We start from the raw sequence: 17,874 nt of genomic DNA on the forward strand, positions 1-17,874 counted from the left end.
AGCGAGGAACGATGAAGTTCGCACGACTCGGCCCCCTGGGACGCGAGGTCCCCGTGGCCCTCGACACCGACGGGCAGGCATGGGACCTCCGCCCGATCACCACGGACATCAGCGGGGCGTTCCTCGCATCGGACCCCGTCGGCCGCGTCCGGCACGCCCGTGAAGCCGGCGACCTCAAGCCCGTCCCGGACGCCGACGCCCTGCGCCGCGGCGCACCCGTGGCCCGCCCCGGCAAGGTCGTCTGCATCGGCCTGAACTACCGCGACCACGCAGCCGAGACCGGCGCGGAGATCCCCACAGAGCCCATCGTGTTCATGAAGGACCCGATGACGGTGATCGGCCCGGACGACGAGGTGCTCGTCCCCCGCGCCAGCACGAAGACCGACTGGGAGATCGAGCTCGCCGTCGTGATCGGATCGGTCGCGAAGTACTGCGAGTCCGAGGACGAGGCCGCGACCCACATCGCCGGCTACGCCATCGCGAACGACGTCTCCGAGCGGGAGTTCCAGCTGGAGCGGGGCGGGCAGTGGGACAAGGGCAAGTCCTGCGAGACCTTCAACCCGCTCGGCCCGTGGCTCGTGACCCCGGACGAGGTCGACCCCGCGGCGCTCCCGTTGCGCCTCAGCGTGAACGGCGAGGTCCGGCAGGACGGCACGACCGCCGACATGATCTTCCGACCGGCGGAGATCGTCCGGTACCTGTCCCAGTTCATGGTGCTCTACCCGGGCGACGTGATCAGCACGGGCACCCCGGCGGGCGTCGCGCTCGCCGGCAACGCCCCGTACCTGCAGCCGGGCGACGTCGTCGAGCTGACGGCGGAGGGCCTCGGATCGCAGCGCCAGACGGTCGGGGCGGCCTGATGCCCGGCACCCACGCCGGTCTCCGGGCGATCGTCACGGGCGGCGCCTCCGGGATCGGCGCGGCGATCACCACGGCACTCCAGGAGCGCGGGGCGACGGTGGCCGTGCTCGACCTGCAGACGTCCGGCGTCACCGACGGCACGATCGCCGTCCCGTGCGACGTCGGGGACGACGAGAGCGTCCGCGCCGCGGTCGCCAGCGCCGTCGAGGCCCTCGGTGGGCTCGACGTGCTCGTCAACAACGCCGGCATCGGCGCCCAGGGCACGGTCGAGGACAACCCCGACGACGAGTGGCGGCGCGTGTACGAGGTCAACGTGCTCGGCGCCGTCCGGCTCTCCCGCGCTGCACTCCCCCACCTCCGCGCGTCCGGCAACGCGAGCATCGTCAACACGTGCTCGATCGCTGCGACCGCGGGGCTCCCCCAGCGGGCGCTCTACTCCGCGACGAAGGGCGCCATCGCGGCGCTCACCCGGGCCATGGCGGCCGACCACATCCGTGAGGGCATCCGCGTCAACGCCGTGAACCCGGGCACCGCGGACACCCCGTGGGTCGCGCGGCTGCTCGCCACCGCTGGGGACCCGGCGGCCGAACGCGCGGCGCTCGAAGCGCGCCAGCCCCACGGTCGGCTCGTCGCGCCGGAGGAGGTCGCCGAAGCCGTCGCGTACCTGACGAGCCCACTCGCCCGTTCGACGACGGGCGTCGACCTGGCCGTCGACGGCGGGATGCAGGCACTCCGGCTCCGGCCCGCCTGATGGCCGGTTCGCGGCGCCGCCGCATCGGTCGGGAGGCTCGGCCCGGGTATCGTCGGGAGGTCCCGTCCCAGCCGGCTCAGGAAGAGGGCACCGCATGGCTTCGCTGACCGACGACGCGATCGCGCGCATCCAGCAGATGATCGTCTCCGGCGAGCTCGCTCCCGGGCAGCGCCTGCCGCCGGAGAAGGAGCTGAGCGAGTCCCTCGGGCTGTCCAGGAACAGCCTCCGCGAAGCGGTGAAGGCACTCGAGCTGATCCGCGTGCTCGACGTCCGCCGCGGGGACGGGACGTACGTGACGAGCCTCGAGCCCTCGGTCCTCCTCGAAGCGGTCTCCTTCGTCGTCGACATGCACCACGACCGCTCCCTCGTCGACCTGCTCGAGGTCCGGCGCATCCTGGAGCCCGCCTCCGCCGTGCTCGCCACCGCCCGCGCGACGGAGCAGCAGATCGACGAGCTCGCGACGCTGATGGCGACCGTCGACGACGACACCGGCGTCGAGGACCTCGTCGCCCACGACCTGCTCTTCCACTCCACGATCGCCGGCATCGGCGGGAACCAGTACCTCTCGGGGCTCCTCGACGCCCTGTCGAGCAAGACCGTCCGGGTGCGGGTGTGGCGCGGCCTCACCCAGAACGGCTCCGTCCAGCGGACCCTCGACGAGCACGCCGCGATCGTCGACGCGATTCGTCGCCGCGACCCCCAGCTCGTGCAGGCCCTCGTCGTGGCGCACGTCGAGGGTGTCGAGCGCTGGTTGCGGCGTTCCCTGGACTGATCCGTTCTGCGCACATGTGGCCGCGTGCAGTTGATCACGTGTTCACTCAGTGGCTGACCTCGGCACCGGCGAACCCGCCGGTGCCGATTCGTTCGTTCCACCAGGAGGACACCGTGCTCGGTCTCATCATCAGCTTGATCATCATCGGACTGATCGCCGGTGCGCTCGCGCGCCTGATCATCCCGGGGAAGCAGCACATCTCGATCCTCATGACCATCGTGCTCGGCATCGTCGGCTCGTTCGTCGGCGGGTTCCTCGGGTTCCTGATCTTCCAGCACGACCCGATGGACGGCTTCTTCCAGCCGGCGGGCATCATCGGTTCGGTGATCGGCGCGGTCATCGTGCTCTTCATCTACACGCGCTTCGCCGGTCGGAGCGCCTCGCGCCGCTGACCCCAGCGGCAGCGGCAGCGGTGCCGATCGGCGCCGCACCATCGGAAGCGGCTCGCACCACGGTTCTCCGTGGCGCGAGCTGCTTTCCGTTGTGCGGGGACGTCTGACACCAGACGCGCGACGGAGCGGCCCGGCCGCCCCTGACCCGTCGCACTCAGGCGGGGAGCAGCCCCTCGGCGCGCAAGTCGGACCACAGCTCCTCGGGGACGACCGCGGCAGCACGCGCCGCGTTCTCCCGCACCTGCGCCGCGGATTGCGCCCCGACCGCCACGGTGCGCACCGCCGGAGCCCGGCGTGGGAAGGCCAGTGCGGCATCGGGCAGCGTGACCCCGTGTCGCGAACAGACCTCGGCGAGCGCCCGGGCCCGCTCCAGGACCGATGCCGGCGCCGGGGCGTAGTCGTACGTGGTGTCCGGCGCCGGCAGCGGGTTGCTGAGCAGACCCGAGTTGTAGACGCCGACCGCGACGACGTCGACCCCGACCGCGGCGCAGCGGGCGACGAGCTCGGCCGCTGGCTGTTCGAGCAGCGTGTACCGCCCGGCCAGCATGATCACGTCGCAGAGCCCGGTGTCCACGGCAGCCGACAGTGCGGACACCGAGTTCGACCCGACCCCGACGGCCTGCACGACCCCTTCGTCCCGGAGTGCGGCGAGCGCCGGCAGAGCCTGGGTCAGACCGTCCGTCAGCGAGTACACGTCCGGGTCGTGCAGGTACGCGATGTCGACGTGGTCGAGCCCGAGCCGCTCGAGGGACTCGTCGAGCGACCGACGGACCCCGGACGGCGACGGGTCCCACTGCCGCACCAGGTCGTTCGGTACCGCGAACCCGCCGGAGGCGAGGTCGGTGCCGTCGCCGGAGCCCGGCACGAGCAGTCGTCCGACCTTCGTGGACACCCGGTACGAGGATCGTGGACGGTCGGCGAGCGCCGCTCCGAGCCGGCGTTCGGAGCGTCCGAGTCCGTAGTGCGGCGCGGTGTCGAACCCGCGCACGCCGACGTCCCACGCGGCGTCGACGGTGGCGCGGGCGTCGTCGTCCGTCACCGGGTGGAGCAGGTTCCCGATGCCGGCGCCGCCGAACCAGAACGGCCCGGTGTCGAGTTCGAACGGCGCGGTCACGACGTCTGCTCCGACAGGGTCCACACGAGCGGCACCCCGTCGTCGTTCCCGGAGTAGTCGTCGTCGGCCTCGAGCAGGGGGTTGATGACCTCCTGCCAGGCGGCGTTCACCGGGTCGTCCGCCAGGGAGCGGCGCATCGCCCGGTAGTCCGTCACCTCGATGAGGTGGATCAGGTCCTGCCCGTCCCGCCAGATGCTCCAGTTCGTCACGCCGGCACCGCGGAGCCGCGCGACGAGCTCGGGCGGGATCGCGGCGTGCGCCTGTTCGTAGGCGCCCTCGCGACCCGCCCGCAGCCGGGTGCGGGAGAGGATCCGCTGCATCAGTCGCGGAGGAAGAGCTCGACGACGGGCACCGCCACGTCCGGCCGGACCACCGGGAGCGTCAGCGTCAGGGTGCCGGCGGGCTGGCCGCCGAGGCCGGTGTTCTGCGCGCGGGTGTCCGGCGGGATCTCCCGGAAGTGCAGCTCGGACGCGTCGTGCAGGAACTGCGCGTACGCCACGCGACCGGCGAGGTCGGGCAGGTGCACGTGCTCGAAGGGCCACGTGTACAGGTGCAGGTAGAGCCGGTCGCCCCGCTGCGTGAAGACGGTGCCGGAGGGTGCCGTGAACGTCGAGGGACCGGCGCCGTACACGGAGCGGTCGTGCTGGTGCATCCACTCGCCGATGCCGGCGAGCGCACGGCGTGCGACCGGGTCGAACTCGCCGCGGCCGGTCGGGCCGACGTTGAGCAGCATGTTCCCGTTGTTCGACACCCCGTCGGTGAGCATCCGGACGAGCAGGTCGACGCTCTTCACGTCCTGGTTGTCGCGGTCGTAGCCCCACGACCCGTTGAAGGTCTGGCACGCCTCCCACGGCACCTGCACCCCGTCACGCTCCATCGGCTTGTCGGGCTGGTACTGCTCGGGGGTGACGAGGTCGCCGGGGATGTCGAGCCGGTCGTTGACGATGATGCCCGGCTGCAGGCGCTTCGTCAGCGCCATGAGTTCGGTCGAGCCCCAGTCGTCACGGCCCTTCCCGCCCCAGATGTCCTCGTGGTCGTTGTCTCGGTACGAGAAGTCGTAGAACAGGTAGTCGATCTGCCCGTAGTCCGTCAGGAGCTCGGTCACCTGCCCGTGCAGGTACTCGCGGTACCGCGCCATGTCACGGCCCTCGTTGAGCGCGGCGATCGCGGCGTCGCCGTCGTCCCGGCGCGGGTGCACCCCGTCGATGGTGAAGTCCGGGTGGTGCCAGTCGATGAGCGAGTGGTAGAAGCCGATCCGGATCCCCTCGGCGCGGAAGGCGTCGACGAACTCGCGCACGATGTCCCGGCCGAACGGGGTGTTCGTGGCCTTGTAGTCGGTGAGCGCCGAGTCCCAGAGCGCGAAGCCCTCGTGGTGCTTGGTGGTGAGGACGGCGTACTTCATGCCGGCCTCGCGGGCCCGTCGCGCCCAGTCGGTCGGGTCGAACAGGTCCGGGTCGAAGTGGTCGAAGTACTTCTGGTAGTCGGCGTCCGTGATCCGCTCACGGTTCTTCACCCACTCGTGCCGGGCGGGCAGGGCGTAGAGGCCCCAGTGGATGAACATGCCGAAGCGGTCGTGGGTGAACCACGCGGGCAGTCCGGACGCGTCGGTCGCGGTCTGCGGCTCTGCAGGTGCGGTGATGGTCATGCGGGAGATCCCTTTCTGGACGGAAGGAGGAGCGGAGGGGGTCAGCGGCCGCCGAGGCCGGAGGTGACGATGCCCTTGACGAGGTGCTTCTGCAGGAAGACGAGCAGGATGACGGTCGGCAGCATCGAGATCACCGACGCGGCCATCACGAGGTTCCACTCGCTGCCCTGCTGCCCGAAGAACTGCTGCAGGCCGAGCGGGATGGTGCCGTGCGCCTCGACGTCGTTGACGACGACGAGCGGCCAGAGGAACGAGTTCCAGTAGGAGATGAACGAGAACACCGCGAGGACGGCCAGGGTCGGCCGGGCGAGCGGGAGCATCACCGAGAAGAAGGTCCGGACGGCGCCGGCCCCGTCGACCCGGGCGGCGTCGTCGAGTTCCTGCGGGACGGTGAGGAAGAACTGCCGGACCAGGAACGCGCCGAGTGCCGTGAACGCCCACGGGATGATGAGCGCCTGGAACGTGTCCACCCATCCGAAGCCCTGCATCATCACGTACATCGGGATGACGAGGACGTCCTGCGGGATCATCAGCGTCGCGAGGAACAGCACGAACACCGCGTTCCGGCCGCGCCACCGGAGCCGTGAGAACGCGTACCCGGAGAGCGCTGCGACGGCGACGTTGATGATCGTGCCGGCCGCGGCGACGAACACCCCGTTCAGGATGAACCGCGCGAACGGCAGGTACGTGAACGCCTGCACGTAGTTCGACCACTCGAAGGACGACCCCCAGAGCGTCGGCGGGGTCGTGAAGGTCTCCGACGCAGGCTTGAGGCTCGTCGCCACCATGTAGACCAGCGGCGCGATGAACAGCAACGCGACGAGGCAGAGCAGCACGTAACCGATGGCGTGCCGCACGCGGCCGACCTGCCGGGTCCGGCGGGGCAGTGACCGCGGGTTGACGGTCCGGTTCGCCGAGGTGGCGGGGCGGACCCTGGTCAGCTCACTCATAGTGCACCCACCGCTTCTGCCCGAGGAACTGGACGGCCGTGATCCCGAGGATGATGACGAAGAGCACCCAGGCGCCCGCCGAGGCCAGTCCGAGCTGCTGCGTCTGGAAGCCCGTGTTGTAGATGTACTGCACGAGGGTCTCCGTCGCGGTGCCCGGTCCGCCCTTCGTCAACACGAACGGCTGCACGAACACCTGGAACGACGTGATCAGGGTCATCATCGTGGCGAAGAAGATCGACGGCGAGATGAGCGGGAACTTGATCCGCCAGAACATCTGCCACGCGTTCGCCCCGTCGAGTTCCGCCGCTTCGAGCTGGTTCTCCGGCACCGAGTCGAGGGCCGCCGAGAAGATCAGCATGTTGTAGCCGAAACCCTGCCAGACGCTCATCGCGACGACCGCGAGCATCGCCCACTTGTCGTCGGCGAGGAAGTTCGGGGCGTGGACGCCGATGGTCGACTGCAGCGTCGCGTCGATGGCGCCGCCGGGCTGGTAGAGCATCCGCCAGACGACGACGTTCGCGACGATCGGGGTCACGGTCGGGATGAAGAAGAGCACCCGGAAGACGTGCCGGTGCTTGATCTTCGGCGTCAGCCAGGCGGCGAGCCCGAGCGACACGACGAGGTTGAGGGGCACGTAGAGCACCACGAACACGACCGTGTTGAGCGTCACCGTGCGGAAGATCGGGTCGGTGAAGAGCTTCTCGTAGTTCGAGAAGCCGGCGAACGTGCGCTCGCCGAGCATCGGCCAGTTCATGAAGCTGACGACGAGCGACGCCAGGATCGGGAACGCCGTGAACACGACGAGTCCGATCGAGTGCGGTCCGGCGAAGGCCGCGCCCCACCACGATCGGCGTCCGACCTCGCTCGCCTGGTCACCACCGCCTCGACGGCGGGGTGCGCCGGCGGCGACCGCGGTCGCGACGGCGGGCACCGCCGTCTCGGTCGCGGGGTCCTGGATGGTGGTCATGCGACGACCTCCTCGTCGTTCGCGCGGTCCTGGGCTGGGGGAGAACCGGACGGGAGGCTCGGGGCGGGGTCGACCCGAGCCTCCAGTCCGTCAGGTGGTGACGCCGGTCACTGCGAGCCGAGCTGACTCGAGATCGAGGACATCGTGTCCTTGCCGCTCGTCTGCCCGTTGACCGCCTGCAGGGCGTACTGCGTGAAGAGCTGGTTCAGCTGGTCGCTCTGCTTGTTGCCCGGCAGCGGGGTGGCCTTGTCGAGCGCTGCCTTCAGCGTGTCCTCGGCACCGTCGATGCCGGCGTTGTCGTACCAGGCCTGCTGCGCTGCGGTGCGTGCCGGGAAGGCGCGACCCTGCTTCGCGAGCGAGGTGAGCACGGGTTCGCTCGTCATCGTCTCGATGGCCTTGAACGCCTGGTCCGGGTACTTGCACTGCTTCGAGACGCCGAAGCCCGACCCGGCCGCGTACGACGACGCTCCGGAGGTCCCGGACGGCACCGTGGTGACGCCGAGGTCGAACTTCACCTTGGCCTTCTGGCTGATCAGCGACCACGGGCCGTCGCTGTACATCGCGACGTCACCGCTGACGAAGGCGTTGCCGTCGGCCGACGAGTCGGACGAGGCCTGCGTGGCGTAGCCCTTCTTCACCAGGCCGGCGAGCCAGTCGAGGCCGTCCGCGAACTTCGGGTCGGTGGCGTCGAGCTTGCCGCTCTCGGTGATCACCCGGCCGCCGTTGTAGCCGAGGATCTGCGACTCGAGCGGGATGTCCGCGATGCTCGTGCCGTACGCGGTCGTGCCGGCGGCCTTGAGCTTGGCCGCTGCGGCCTCGAACTCGTCCGTCGTCCAGCCCGGCTTCGGGTCGTCCACGCCCGCCTTCTTCAGCAGGTCCTTGTTGTAGAAGACGAGCATGGGGCCGGTGTCGTAGGGCAGGCCGTAGAGCTTCCCGTCCACCTTCATGCCGGTCAGCGCCGTCTGGTCGTACTCGCTGAGGTCGAGGTCGGCCTTCTTCGCGAGGTCGTCGAGCGGGACGAGGACGTCCGTGTAGTTCGCGGCCCGGAGCGACTGGATGCTCACGATGCAGGGCGCGGTGCCGGTCGAGAGCTGCGTGCGGAGCTTCGTCCAGTAGTCGTTGAACGGTGAGCCCTGGATGGTGACCTTGACGCTGTCCTTCGTGTCGACGGTGTCGGCGACCTCCTGCCACGCGGCCTTGTCCTCCTTCCCGCCGATCCACATCGCCCAGGTGAGGGCGTCCTTGGACTGGCCGTCACTGGCGCTGCTCCCTGCGGAACAGCCCGTGAGCACGAGGGCCGCGGCAGCTGCTGCCGCGATCCCCGCGATGAAACGTCGTTGCATGGGTGTCTCCACTTCGTCGTGGGTGTGTCTGTTCGGGTGTGGTTCGCGTCAGGCGACGCGGACGGCGTCGCGCATCGGGTCGACGGCGGTGTCGGTCGCCCAGACCGGGCCGTCGGGGTAGGAGAACGTGTCGAGGGAACCGGCGAGCATCTCGGTGCCGGCTCCCGGCGCGGTCGGCGGCCAGTAGCGGCCGTCGTGGACGTCGACCGGGGTCACGAAGTGCTCGTGCAGGTGGTCGACGTACTCGATGCACCGGTCGTCGAGCGCCCCGGAGAGCGCGACGGCGTCGAACATCGAGAGGTGCTGGACCGCCTCGCAGAGGCCGACACCGCCGGCGTGCGGGCAGACCCGGACGCCGTGCTTGGCGGCGAGCAGCAGGATCGCGAGGTTCTCGTTGACCCCGGCGACGCGGGTCGCGTCGATCTGCAGCACCGACATCGCCTCGGCCTGGATGAGCTGCTTCGCGATGACGCGGTTCGCCATGTGCTCCCCCGTCGCCACCGGGATCGGCGCGATCCGACGGGCGATCTCGGCGTGGGCGAGGACGTCGTCCGGGCTCGTCGGCTCCTCGACCCAGGCGACGTCGAACGGGCGCAGTCGGTCGATCCAGGCCACCGCCTCGTCGACGTCCCAGCGCTGGTTCGCGTCGATGGCGATCCGGATGTCAGGGCCGACGACGTCGCGGGCGATGCCCATCCGGCGGATGTCCTCGTCGACGTCGCCGCCGACCTTGAGCTTGATCTGGGTGAAGCCCTCGTCGACGGCCTCACGGCAGAGGCGCGCGAGCTTCTCGTCGTCGTACCCGAGCCAGCCCGGCGTGGTCGTGTAGGCCGGGTAGCCGATCTGCTCCAGCGTGCGGCGTCGCTCGGCCCGGAGTGGGACCGCCTGCTCCAGGAGCGCGAGCGCATCGGCCGGGGTGATCGCGTCGGTGAGGTACCGGAAGTCCACCAGGTCGACGAGTTCCCGCGGGCTCATGTCCGCCAGCAGTGCCCACAGCGGCTGCCCGGCGCGCTTCGCCCGGAGGTCCCAGAGGGCGTTCACCACGGCGCCGATCGCCATGTGCATGACGCCCTTCTCCGGGCCGAGCCACCGCAGCTGCGAGTCGTGCACCAGGGCCCGCCACATGCCGCCCATGTCCGCGAGGACCGCTTCCGCGTCCCGCCCGACGACGTGCCCGTGGAGTGCGGCGATCGCTGCCTCCTGCACCTCGTTGCCGCGGCCGATCGTGAAGACGAACGCGGAGCCGGTGAGGCCGTCGGCGGCGTCCGTCGTGATCTCGACGTAGGCGGCGGAGTAGTCGGGAGCCGGGTTCATCGCGTCGGACCCGTCGTGTTCCCGCGAGGTGGGGAACCGGATGTCGCGCACGCGCAGACCGGTGATGCGACTCATCGTTGCTCCTGCCCGTCCGGTCGCCGTCGACCGAACGGACTCATCAAAACATCCGATGTCTGCCGCGTCAAGCACTTCTTTGGTCGCGTTTCGGCGCCCCGCGGGCGGCAGCCGTCCGATGACTGGGCCCGAATGCGGACGGGAGGCTCGTGGCGGGCCCGTGCCCAGCCTCCCGTCCGGCCCGTGGCGCGTCCGTGGCCGCGCACGCCTCCGTGTGCCCGGCCGCGTCGACAGGTGCGCGAAAGCGACAGTGGTCGCGCGGAACCCGCGCGACCACTGTCGCTTTCGCCGACCACTCCGCGGCGGCCGCCGCGGCTGCGCGCCGCCGCCGCTCAGGACGCGGCCAGACGTCCCATCTCTGCGACGACGCCGCGAACGCGCTCGGCGAGCTCGTCGTGCGAGCCGACAGTGACCCGGTGCGCGGTCTCGATCACGGCCGCCATCACGAGCGTCACCGCGGTCCGTGCGGTGTCGGCGTCGGTGCGCTCGCACGCGACCTCGTACACCGCGAGCCGCGCCTCGGCCATCCACTGCAGCATCGTCGGGACCATCTCGGGCCGCGCCTGCACGAGCGCCTTCATCCGGGACCGGTCCGCCGGCAGGTCGACGGTGTGCGCGACGAGCCGGCAGAGGTCAGCGACGAGGGGGCCGTCGGACGCGAGGAAGACCGCGGCGGCCTCGGCCGGGATCGCCGTCGCGGGCAGCCCGAGCGCGGCGTGGCCCTTCGACGGGAAGTAGTTGAAGAACGTCCGCGGGGAGACGCCGGCGTCGGCGCAGATCTCCTCGACGGTGACGCCGGCGAGCCCGCGCTCCGTGACGAGTGCGAGTGCCGACTCGTGGAGGGACTGCCGGGTGCGCTGCTTCTTGCGCTCCCGCAGGCCGCACGACTCCGGGTCGACGGCCGTGTCCAGCGCTTCGGTGGTGCTCACGTGGTGCTCCTGATGCGGGTCGGGGCCTCCCGCAGTGGTGCGGGAGGCCCCGAGTGGGCTACGCGTCCGACCGGGGACGCTGGACGGGGATCGAACCGGTGGACGGCGCCGTCGGCGAGCCCATCGTGTTCGCGGCGGCGACTGCCTGGACCTCGAGGTCGTCAGCGGTCCCGTCGGCGTCGGCCTGCTCCTGCAGGGCCGAGCTCTTGCGGAGCGGCGGCGCCTTGAAGAAGAAGCTGAGCACGAACGCGAGGAGGATCACCGCGAAGCCGACCCAGTACACGGTCACGGCCGAGGCGTTGAACCCGGTCATGAACGGCCGCGTCAGCGCCGGGTTCGCACCGTTGAGGTACGACGTGTCGCTGGTCTCGGCGCTGGAGCTGCTCGAGGAGCCGGTGCCCTTGTCGATCTGCTTGACGAGCGTCGGGACGACCTGGTCGACGTAGTACGTCCGGTCGGCCTTGTTCGACCAGTCGACCACGAGGGCCCCGTCGGACACCGTGGCGTGCGCCTTGTCGGCGGCCTGCTCGAGTGCGCTGGCCTCGGCGGCAGGGGTGGCCGCTGCGACCTGCTGGTCGATGACGGTCTGCGCTGCCGCAGCCGGGACGGTGCCCGCCGCGACCTGCGCCTGCACCGCTGCGGTGACCTGCTGCGTGACGGCCTGGTCGGCCGCCTGCTTCGCAGCCGTCGTGCCCTCGGCCAGGCCGGACGCGACCTGCTGCTTGATCGGGGAGACGATCGGGTTCCAGATCTGGTCCATCACGCCCTGGTTCGCCTTCGCCGTGGCGACGGTCGGGTTGAGCGCCGCGTCGAGCGCGGTGGTCAGGTTCCCCTTGTCCGCCGTGGCGTGCACGATGTTCGCGGGCATGATCGAGAACAGCACGGAGAGCAGCACCGCGGTGCCGAGCGTTCCACCGATCTGACGGAAGAACGTCGCCGACGACGTGGCCACGCCCATGTCGCGCGGCTGGACCGAGTTCTGCGACGCGAGCGTGATGCTCTGCATGAGCTGCCCGAGGCCGAGGCCGATCAGGAACATGCCGATCATCAGGAACCAGAGCGGCTTGTCGATCGTCATGAACGTCAGGACGACGTACCCGAGCGACACGAGCGCCGTGCCGATGATCGGGAACTGGCGGTACTTGCCGGTGCGGGCGACGATCTGACCCGAGGCGATCGACGCGATCATCAGGCCACCGATCATCGGCAGCGTGGCGAAGCCCGACTCGGTCGGGGTCAGCCCGGTGACGATCTGCAGGTACAGCGGGATGGTCAGCATGGCGCCGAACATCGCGAAGCCGACGAGGAAGCCGAGGATCGTCGCCATCGAGAACACGCTGGAGCGGAAGAGCTTCAGCGGGATGATCGCGTCGTCCTTCATGAGCGTCTCGATGACCAGGAAGGCGACGAGGCCGACGGCACCGATGACGTAGCAGGCGATCGCGCCGGCCGAGCCCCAGCCCCAGGTGCGGCCCTGTTCGGCCACGAGGAGCAGCGGGACGAGGGTCGCGATGACCGAGGTGGCACCCCACCAGTCGATGCGCGGCTTCGCCTTGGCGTCGCCGAACTTCGGCAGGTGCAGGAACGCGATGACCATGAGGAGCGCGCCGACACCGATCGGGACGTTGATCAGGAAGACCCAGCGCCATCCGGTGACGCCCAGGATGGTCGACGCACCGGCGAAGAGACCACCGATGAGCGGGCCGATGACGGAGGAGATGCCGAAGACCGCGAGGAAGTAGCCCTGGTACTTGGCACGCTCACGCGGGGCGAGGATGTCACCCATGATCGCGAGCGGCAGCGACATCAGCGCACCGGCACCGATGCCCTGGAAGGCGCGGAACGCGGCGAGCATGATCATCGACGTCGACATGGTCGAGAGCAGCGAGCCGAGGATGAAGACCGCGATGCCGAAGATGTAGAGCGGGCGACGGCCGAAGACGTCGGAGAGCTTGCCGTAGATCGGCGTGGTGATCGTCGACGCGATGAGGTACGCGGTCGTGACCCAGGCCTGCTGGTCGAGGCCGTGGAGGTCGTCACCGATGGTGCGGATCGCCGTGCCGACGATCGTCTGGTCGAGGGACGACAGGAACATGCCGGCCATCAGGCCGTAGATGACGAGGAGGATCTGGCGGTGCGACATGATCGGCTTGCCGGGCGTGCCGGCCGGTGCTGATGATCGTCCGCCCGACACCGTGACGGGTGCTGTGGCAGTTGACATGGGGAGTCCTTCAGGGCGGTTCGTGGTTCGTGATCGGTCCGCTTCCTTGCAGACCGTGCAAGTTTACATCGCAGGAAGACTTGCCGCCACCGCAAAGTTGCCGATTGTGCACGTTGTTGAATGCACCTTCAGGAACCGGGCCCGCTACTGTCGAGCCGCATGGGGAGAACCACCTGGACCGACGTCCCGCTCGTCCTGCGCACACGCGTGGAAGGGGTGCTCGGCGGTCCGGTGGTCGACGCCGCCTCACAGGCGGGCGGGTACTCCCCCGGCGGTGCCGACCGCGTCACGACGGCGGACGGCACCCGCGCGTTCGTCAAGACGCTCTCCCGGTCACGGAACGCAGACGGGTACGGCTTCCACGAACGGGAGGCCCGGGTCGTCGCCGCGCTGCCGTCCGGGGTGCAGGCACCCCGGCTCAGGGCTTCGCTCACCACCGTCGTCGACGGTGACGAGTGGATCGCGCTGGTCCTCGACGACGTCGACGGACACCACCCCGGCGCCGCACTCGACGGCTCCGACGTCACAGCCGTGCTCGACGCGCTCGACACGCTGCCGGTGGCCACCGGCACGCTCGCCGACCTGCCCCGGGCGGCGCCCGACCTGGCGACCGAGTTCGCGGCATGGGACCGGATGCTCGCGACCGGGCTGCCGGACGTGGTCCCGGCCGACGTCGCCGCCGTCGCCCCGCGCTTCGCGGCAGCGGCGCAGACGGGCGCCGCCGCGGTCGACGGCGAGCACCTCGTGCACCTCGACTGCCGCGCGGACAACCTGCTCGTCGACGCCGACGGGCTCGTCTGGGTCGTCGACTGGCCCTGGGCGGGCATCGGCGCACACTGGCTCGACCCGCTGACGTACCTGCTCGACGCACTCGTCCGCGGCGAGCACGTCGACGTGGAGCAGCACCTCGCGACGCACCCGGTGTTCGCCGGGGTCCCGCCGGAGTTCGTCGACGCGGTGCTCGCCGGACTCGCCGGCATGTTCCTCGAGAAGGCCGCACAGCCCGCGCCGCCGAACATGCCGACGCTGCGCGCCTTCCAGCGCACCGAGGGCATGACCGCGGCGCGGTGGCTCCTCCGCCGTTGGGGCGTGTGACACCGACCCGTTCGAGGCCGTGGTCCCCCGATTGTCCAGGAACCGCGGTGGGGCCGCGCGTACGGTCCATCGCATGAACGACGAGCGAGAAGGCCACCGTCCGGAAGCGGACGCTGCGCGGCTCGGACTCGTCGTCGTCGGAGAGGCGGCTGCGCTGCACTCCGGCGACGAGGCGGCTCTGAACGCGAGCGAAGAGAACATCCGCGAGACCATCGACGAACTGATCGACGAACCCCTGACGCCTCGGCAGGAAGAGGTCGTGCAACGCCTGGCCTCAGCGGGCGGCACCATCACCGCGGGACTGAGCGGCGCACTCGCCGCCCAGACCGGACGAACCGTGGAGGACGTCCTCGGCGGTGCCGCGTCCGCGATCGTCTGGCAGGAGCGCCTGGCGTCCGGCAACGAGAGCGCTGCCGGCGACAACAGTGGGAACGGTCGGGTCGACGCCGACGGAGGCGACTCCGACGACGGCGGCCCCGACCACTCGGGCGCCGACGAGCGCTGACGAGCGCTGACCGCTACTCGGCGGCCGAGACCTCCGGCGACTCCGGCACGGTCTCGCGCGAGATCGCTCGTGCGGCAGCGTGCCCGGTCGTCGTGCTCCGGACGATGTCGCTCAGCGTGAAGCCGGCGGTCGCCCCGAGCAACGCATCGACCTCGCTGAACTGACTGACGACGCTCTTCGAGAGCGACCCGGCGCCGTCCGAGGACACCACCGTCAGCGAGTCGATGTTCCCCATCGGCGCCGCGAGTTCCCGCGCGATGCTCGGCAGGGTCTCGAGGGCCTTGACGCGGAGGACCGCCTCGGAGTGCTGCGCGAGGGCGTCTGCCTGCGCCTTGGTGGCTTCCGCTTCGGCGGCGCCCTTCGCGCGGATGGCGTCGGCAGTGGCTTCACCCTCGGCGCGGGACGCCTCGGCCGCGAGCTTGCGCGCCTCGGTCTGGGCGCGGGCGGTCTCGACCTGTGCGGCCGCAGCGGCCTCTGCCTCCACCCGGGTCTTGCGCGCGTTCGCCTCGGCGACGGCACTGACCTCGGATTCGAGCTCGGCGCGACGGAGTTCGGCACGCTTCTGCGCGGTGATCTGCTCCTGCTCGACGACGCCCTGCGATGCGCGGGCCTGGGCGAGGGGGCCCGCGGCGGCGGCTTCGGCGGCAGCGCGGTCGGCGTCGAGCTGGAGTGCGGCGCGGCGGATCGCCAGGGTGTTCTCCGCTTCCGCGATCGCCTGGTCGGCGCGGGCCCGGGCTTCACGGGCTTCGCGGTCGGCCTGCGCCTCGGCGTTCTCGGCTTCGAGCCGGACCCGGGCACGCTCGGCACGACCGAGGTCGCTGATGTACTCGTTGCGGTCCGAGATGCCCTTGATCTCGAAGGAGTCGACGTCGAGGCCCTGGCTGTGCAGGGCGTCCTTCGCGACGTCGAGCACGGCGACGGTGAGCTGGTCGCGGTTGCGGATGATGGTGGAGACGTCCGTCGCACCGATCGAGGCGCGGAGGGACCCGGAGAGGACTTCACGTGCGAAGTCGTCGATCTTCTTCTCCTGCCCGAGGAACCGCTGCGCAGCGGCCCGGATGGAGGCGTCGGTCTCCCCGACCTTGACGAGCGCCACCGCTTCGACGTCGATCGTGACCCCGCGGGAGTCCTGCGCGTTCACGTTGATGTCGATCGCCCGGGAGCTCAGCGAGAGCTTCGCGACCTTCTCGAAGAACGGGCGCACGAGCACGCCGGCGCCGAGCACGACCTTGATGCCGGACTCCACCGTCTCGGTGCCGTCGTCGTTCTTGACCTTGCGCGAGCGCTTGCCCGTGATGATCAGCGCTTCGTCGGCACCGGCGTTCCGGTACACGACCTTGGCGTAGACGAGCGCGATGACCGCGACCACGATCACCGCGCCGACGACCAGCGGGATCGCCCCGAGTGCGAGCAGTGCCGACATTGTTCCCCCTTTGCCCAGGCATGCGACCTGGATGCTGTATCTGACGTTCTGGTTCTGATCCTAGGGGAACCGACCGACTCCCGGGGTGAAACACGAGGTCACGAACCGGCATCGGGACCCGCGGGTTCCGTAGCCTCTCGACCATGCCGAAGCGCCTCCTCCTCAACGTCTTCGAGATGAACTGTGTCGGGCACATCACGCACGGTCTCTGGCGGATCCCGGGCAACAACCGGCACCGCTACACCGACATCCGGTACTGGACCGAGCTCGCCCGCACGGCCGAGGCCGGCCAGTTCGACGCGGTGTTCATCGCCGACGTCCTCGGCGCGTACGACGTGTACGGCGGCTCGGCGGCGCCCGCCCTCCGCGAGGGACTCCAGATCCCGAACAACGACCCGATGCTCGTCGTCCCGGCGATGGCCGCGGTCACGGACCACATCGGCTTCGGCATCACGTTCTCCACGAGCTACGAGCCGCCCTTCGCCTTCGCCCGCCGGATGTCGACGCTCGACCACCTGACGAACGGCCGCGTCGGCTGGAACGTCGTCACGAGCTACCTGCCGAACGCCGCGCGGAACTTCGGGCTCGCGACGGAGATCCCGCACGACACCCGGTACGAGATCGCGGACGAGTACCTCGACGTCCTCTACCAGCTGTGGGAGGGCTCGTGGGAGGACGACGCCGTGCTCCGGGACGCCGAGCGCGGGGTCTACACCGACCCGGACAAGGTGCACCCGATCGACCACGTCGGCGAGCACTTCAGCGTCGCCGGCCCACACCTGTCCGAACCGTCGCTGCAGCGCACACCGACGCTGTTCCTGGCGACCGGCTCCCCCGCCGGCATCGCCCGCGCCGGGCAGCACGCCGAGGTGGTCTTCACCGGCGGCCACGGTGTCGAGCGCACCGCGAACGCCGTCCGCGACGCCGCCCAGGCCGCCGGGCGTGACCGCGGCGACGTCAGGTTCGTCACGCAGGCCGCGGTGATCACGGCCCCGACGCAGCGCGAGGTCGAGGACAAGGTCGCGCAGTACAAGGCCTTCGCGAGCGAGGAGGGTCCGCTCGTGCACGGCAGCGTCCCCTTCGACGCACTGTCGCACCCGCGGAGCCGCACTGTGCGGGACGCGCTCGAGGCCGAGGGTGTCGAGGGCGGCGAACGCCTGGTCGGCCGCGTCGCACTCGACGCCACCGTCGGCGAGCTGCTCGACCGCGTGAACGAGGCGTGGCACGGCGCGTTCTGGGCGGCTGGCGTCCCCGAGGCCGTGACGGAGCAGATCGAGGGCTGGCTCGACGACGACGGCATCGACGGGATCAACCTGCGGCAGTACCACTCGTTCGACACCGTTCGGGACTTCGGCACGTACGTCACCCCGCTCCTCCGGGAGCGCGGCCGCCTGCCCGAGCGCTACACCGACGGCGAGACCCTGCGCGAGCGCGTGACGGGAGGCCCGGCTCGGCTCCCCGCATCGCACCCGGCCGCGTCGCACCGCCACACGAGCGTCCCCGCCTGACGCGCGGCG

At 70.5% G+C, this 17,874-nt stretch carries 17 protein-coding genes; 7 read left to right on the plus strand and 10 right to left on the minus strand.

The annotated features are described in order from the left end of the window. The first annotated feature begins 11 nt into the window (after positions 1 to 11). The 4 genes from EDF24_RS00310 (at position 12) to EDF24_RS00325 (ending at position 2,776) form a co-directional block, all read left to right on the plus strand. Positions 12 to 860 carry a fumarylacetoacetate hydrolase family protein gene (locus tag EDF24_RS00310; RefSeq protein WP_123656258.1) on the plus strand — a complete coding sequence of 283 codons (849 nt, stop codon included), beginning with the start codon at positions 12 to 14 and terminating at the stop codon, positions 858 to 860. Then, a complete protein-coding gene (locus EDF24_RS00315) occupies positions 860 to 1,612 on the plus strand; it encodes an SDR family NAD(P)-dependent oxidoreductase (protein WP_123700771.1) in 753 nt (250 codons plus the stop codon). The genes EDF24_RS00310 and EDF24_RS00315 overlap by 1 nt, the downstream gene beginning before the upstream one ends. Positions 1,613 to 1,706: 94 nt before the next feature. After that, positions 1,707 to 2,384, plus strand: coding sequence for a FadR/GntR family transcriptional regulator (locus tag EDF24_RS00320; RefSeq protein ID WP_123656260.1), 678 nt, complete (start codon positions 1,707 to 1,709; stop codon positions 2,382 to 2,384). Between the two features lie 113 nt (positions 2,385 to 2,497). Next, entirely contained in the window at positions 2,498 to 2,776 is a 279-nt protein-coding gene (locus EDF24_RS00325) for a GlsB/YeaQ/YmgE family stress response membrane protein (RefSeq protein WP_123656377.1), read from the plus strand. Positions 2,777 to 2,930: 154 nt separating this feature from the next. Here EDF24_RS00325 and EDF24_RS00330 read toward each other — a convergent pair whose 3' ends face one another. From EDF24_RS00330 to EDF24_RS00370, 9 genes are all read right to left on the minus strand, one after another. After that, positions 2,931 to 3,890, minus strand: a complete 960-nt coding sequence (locus tag EDF24_RS00330; protein WP_123701404.1) for an aldo/keto reductase — start codon at positions 3,888 to 3,890, stop codon at positions 2,931 to 2,933. After that, the gene (locus EDF24_RS00335; RefSeq protein WP_123700772.1) at positions 3,887 to 4,210 is read right to left on the minus strand and encodes an L-rhamnose mutarotase; all 324 of its coding nucleotides are present in this window, start codon (positions 4,208 to 4,210) and stop codon (positions 3,887 to 3,889) included. Before EDF24_RS00335 ends, EDF24_RS00330 begins: the two co-directional genes overlap by 4 nt. Next, positions 4,210 to 5,535: an alpha-L-fucosidase gene (locus EDF24_RS00340; RefSeq protein ID WP_123700773.1), complete on the minus strand. Its 1,326-nt coding sequence runs from the start codon at positions 5,533 to 5,535 to the stop codon at positions 4,210 to 4,212. The genes EDF24_RS00335 and EDF24_RS00340 overlap by 1 nt, the downstream gene beginning before the upstream one ends. A 41-nt stretch (positions 5,536 to 5,576) precedes the next feature. After that, on the minus strand, positions 5,577 to 6,485 hold the full coding sequence (locus tag EDF24_RS00345) for a carbohydrate ABC transporter permease (RefSeq protein WP_123656264.1): 909 nt from the start codon (positions 6,483 to 6,485) through the stop codon (positions 5,577 to 5,579). Beyond that, positions 6,478 to 7,452, minus strand: coding sequence for a carbohydrate ABC transporter permease (locus EDF24_RS00350; RefSeq protein WP_185021526.1), 975 nt, complete (start codon positions 7,450 to 7,452; stop codon positions 6,478 to 6,480). The genes EDF24_RS00345 and EDF24_RS00350 overlap by 8 nt, the downstream gene beginning before the upstream one ends. A 107-nt stretch (positions 7,453 to 7,559) precedes the next feature. Further along, on the minus strand, positions 7,560 to 8,795 hold the full coding sequence (locus tag EDF24_RS00355; RefSeq protein WP_260233318.1) for a sugar ABC transporter substrate-binding protein: 1,236 nt from the start codon (positions 8,793 to 8,795) through the stop codon (positions 7,560 to 7,562). Between the two features lie 48 nt (positions 8,796 to 8,843). Then, positions 8,844 to 10,184, minus strand: a complete 1,341-nt coding sequence (locus tag EDF24_RS00360) for an enolase C-terminal domain-like protein (protein WP_123700775.1) — start codon at positions 10,182 to 10,184, stop codon at positions 8,844 to 8,846. 332 nt (positions 10,185 to 10,516) lie between these two features. Next, positions 10,517 to 11,113, minus strand: coding sequence for a TetR/AcrR family transcriptional regulator (locus EDF24_RS00365; RefSeq protein ID WP_243698212.1), 597 nt, complete (start codon positions 11,111 to 11,113; stop codon positions 10,517 to 10,519). A gap of 58 nt (positions 11,114 to 11,171) precedes the next feature. After that, positions 11,172 to 13,334: an MDR family MFS transporter gene (locus EDF24_RS00370; protein ID WP_185021527.1), complete on the minus strand. Its 2,163-nt coding sequence runs from the start codon at positions 13,332 to 13,334 to the stop codon at positions 11,172 to 11,174. 159 nt (positions 13,335 to 13,493) lie between these two features. On the opposite strand from EDF24_RS00370, the gene EDF24_RS00375 reads away from it, so the two are divergent. Next, a complete protein-coding gene (locus EDF24_RS00375) occupies positions 13,494 to 14,429 on the plus strand; it encodes a phosphotransferase (protein ID WP_165931371.1) in 936 nt (311 codons plus the stop codon). Positions 14,430 to 14,502: 73 nt separating this feature from the next. Further along, on the plus strand, positions 14,503 to 14,934 hold the full coding sequence (locus EDF24_RS00380; protein WP_123656268.1) for a hypothetical protein: 432 nt from the start codon (positions 14,503 to 14,505) through the stop codon (positions 14,932 to 14,934). 13 nt (positions 14,935 to 14,947) lie between these two features. Here EDF24_RS00380 and EDF24_RS00385 read toward each other — a convergent pair whose 3' ends face one another. Continuing rightward, complete coding sequence (locus EDF24_RS00385; protein WP_123656269.1) at positions 14,948 to 16,357, minus strand: flotillin family protein; 1,410 nt, start codon at positions 16,355 to 16,357, stop codon at positions 14,948 to 14,950. Between the two features lie 143 nt (positions 16,358 to 16,500). On the opposite strand from EDF24_RS00385, the gene EDF24_RS00390 reads away from it, so the two are divergent. Further along, a complete protein-coding gene (locus EDF24_RS00390) occupies positions 16,501 to 17,865 on the plus strand; it encodes an NtaA/DmoA family FMN-dependent monooxygenase (RefSeq protein WP_123700777.1) in 1,365 nt (454 codons plus the stop codon). Positions 17,866 to 17,874 lie beyond the last annotated feature (9 nt).

Source organism: Curtobacterium sp. PhB130 (assembly GCF_003755165.1).
Classification (GTDB): domain Bacteria; phylum Actinomycetota; class Actinomycetes; order Actinomycetales; family Microbacteriaceae; genus Curtobacterium.

Excerpts from the sequence above, each read along its gene's own strand:
- EDF24_RS00320 (WP_123656260.1), top strand. The coding sequence starts at position 1,707 with ATGGCTTCGCTGACCGACGACGCGATCGCGCGCATCCAGCAGATGATC.
- EDF24_RS00310 (WP_123656258.1), top strand. The coding sequence starts at position 12 with ATGAAGTTCGCACGACTCGGCCCCCTGGGACGCGAGGTCCCCGTGGCC.
- EDF24_RS00370 (WP_185021527.1), bottom strand. The coding sequence starts at position 13,334 with ATGTCAACTGCCACAGCACCCGTCACGGTGTCGGGCGGACGATCATCA.
- EDF24_RS00355 (WP_260233318.1), bottom strand. The coding sequence starts at position 8,795 with ATGCAACGACGTTTCATCGCGGGGATCGCGGCAGCAGCTGCCGCGGCC.
- EDF24_RS00360 (WP_123700775.1), bottom strand. The coding sequence starts at position 10,184 with ATGAGTCGCATCACCGGTCTGCGCGTGCGCGACATCCGGTTCCCCACC.
- EDF24_RS00340 (WP_123700773.1), bottom strand. The coding sequence starts at position 5,535 with ATGACCATCACCGCACCTGCAGAGCCGCAGACCGCGACCGACGCGTCC.
- EDF24_RS00375 (WP_165931371.1), top strand. The coding sequence starts at position 13,494 with ATGGGGAGAACCACCTGGACCGACGTCCCGCTCGTCCTGCGCACACGC.
- EDF24_RS00315 (WP_123700771.1), top strand. The coding sequence starts at position 860 with ATGCCCGGCACCCACGCCGGTCTCCGGGCGATCGTCACGGGCGGCGCC.
- EDF24_RS00350 (WP_185021526.1), bottom strand. The coding sequence starts at position 7,452 with ATGACCACCATCCAGGACCCCGCGACCGAGACGGCGGTGCCCGCCGTC.
- EDF24_RS00390 (WP_123700777.1), top strand. The coding sequence starts at position 16,501 with ATGCCGAAGCGCCTCCTCCTCAACGTCTTCGAGATGAACTGTGTCGGG.
- EDF24_RS00335 (WP_123700772.1), bottom strand. The coding sequence starts at position 4,210 with ATGCAGCGGATCCTCTCCCGCACCCGGCTGCGGGCGGGTCGCGAGGGC.
- EDF24_RS00385 (WP_123656269.1), bottom strand. The coding sequence starts at position 16,357 with ATGTCGGCACTGCTCGCACTCGGGGCGATCCCGCTGGTCGTCGGCGCG.
- EDF24_RS00380 (WP_123656268.1), top strand. The coding sequence starts at position 14,503 with ATGAACGACGAGCGAGAAGGCCACCGTCCGGAAGCGGACGCTGCGCGG.
- EDF24_RS00345 (WP_123656264.1), bottom strand. The coding sequence starts at position 6,485 with ATGAGTGAGCTGACCAGGGTCCGCCCCGCCACCTCGGCGAACCGGACC.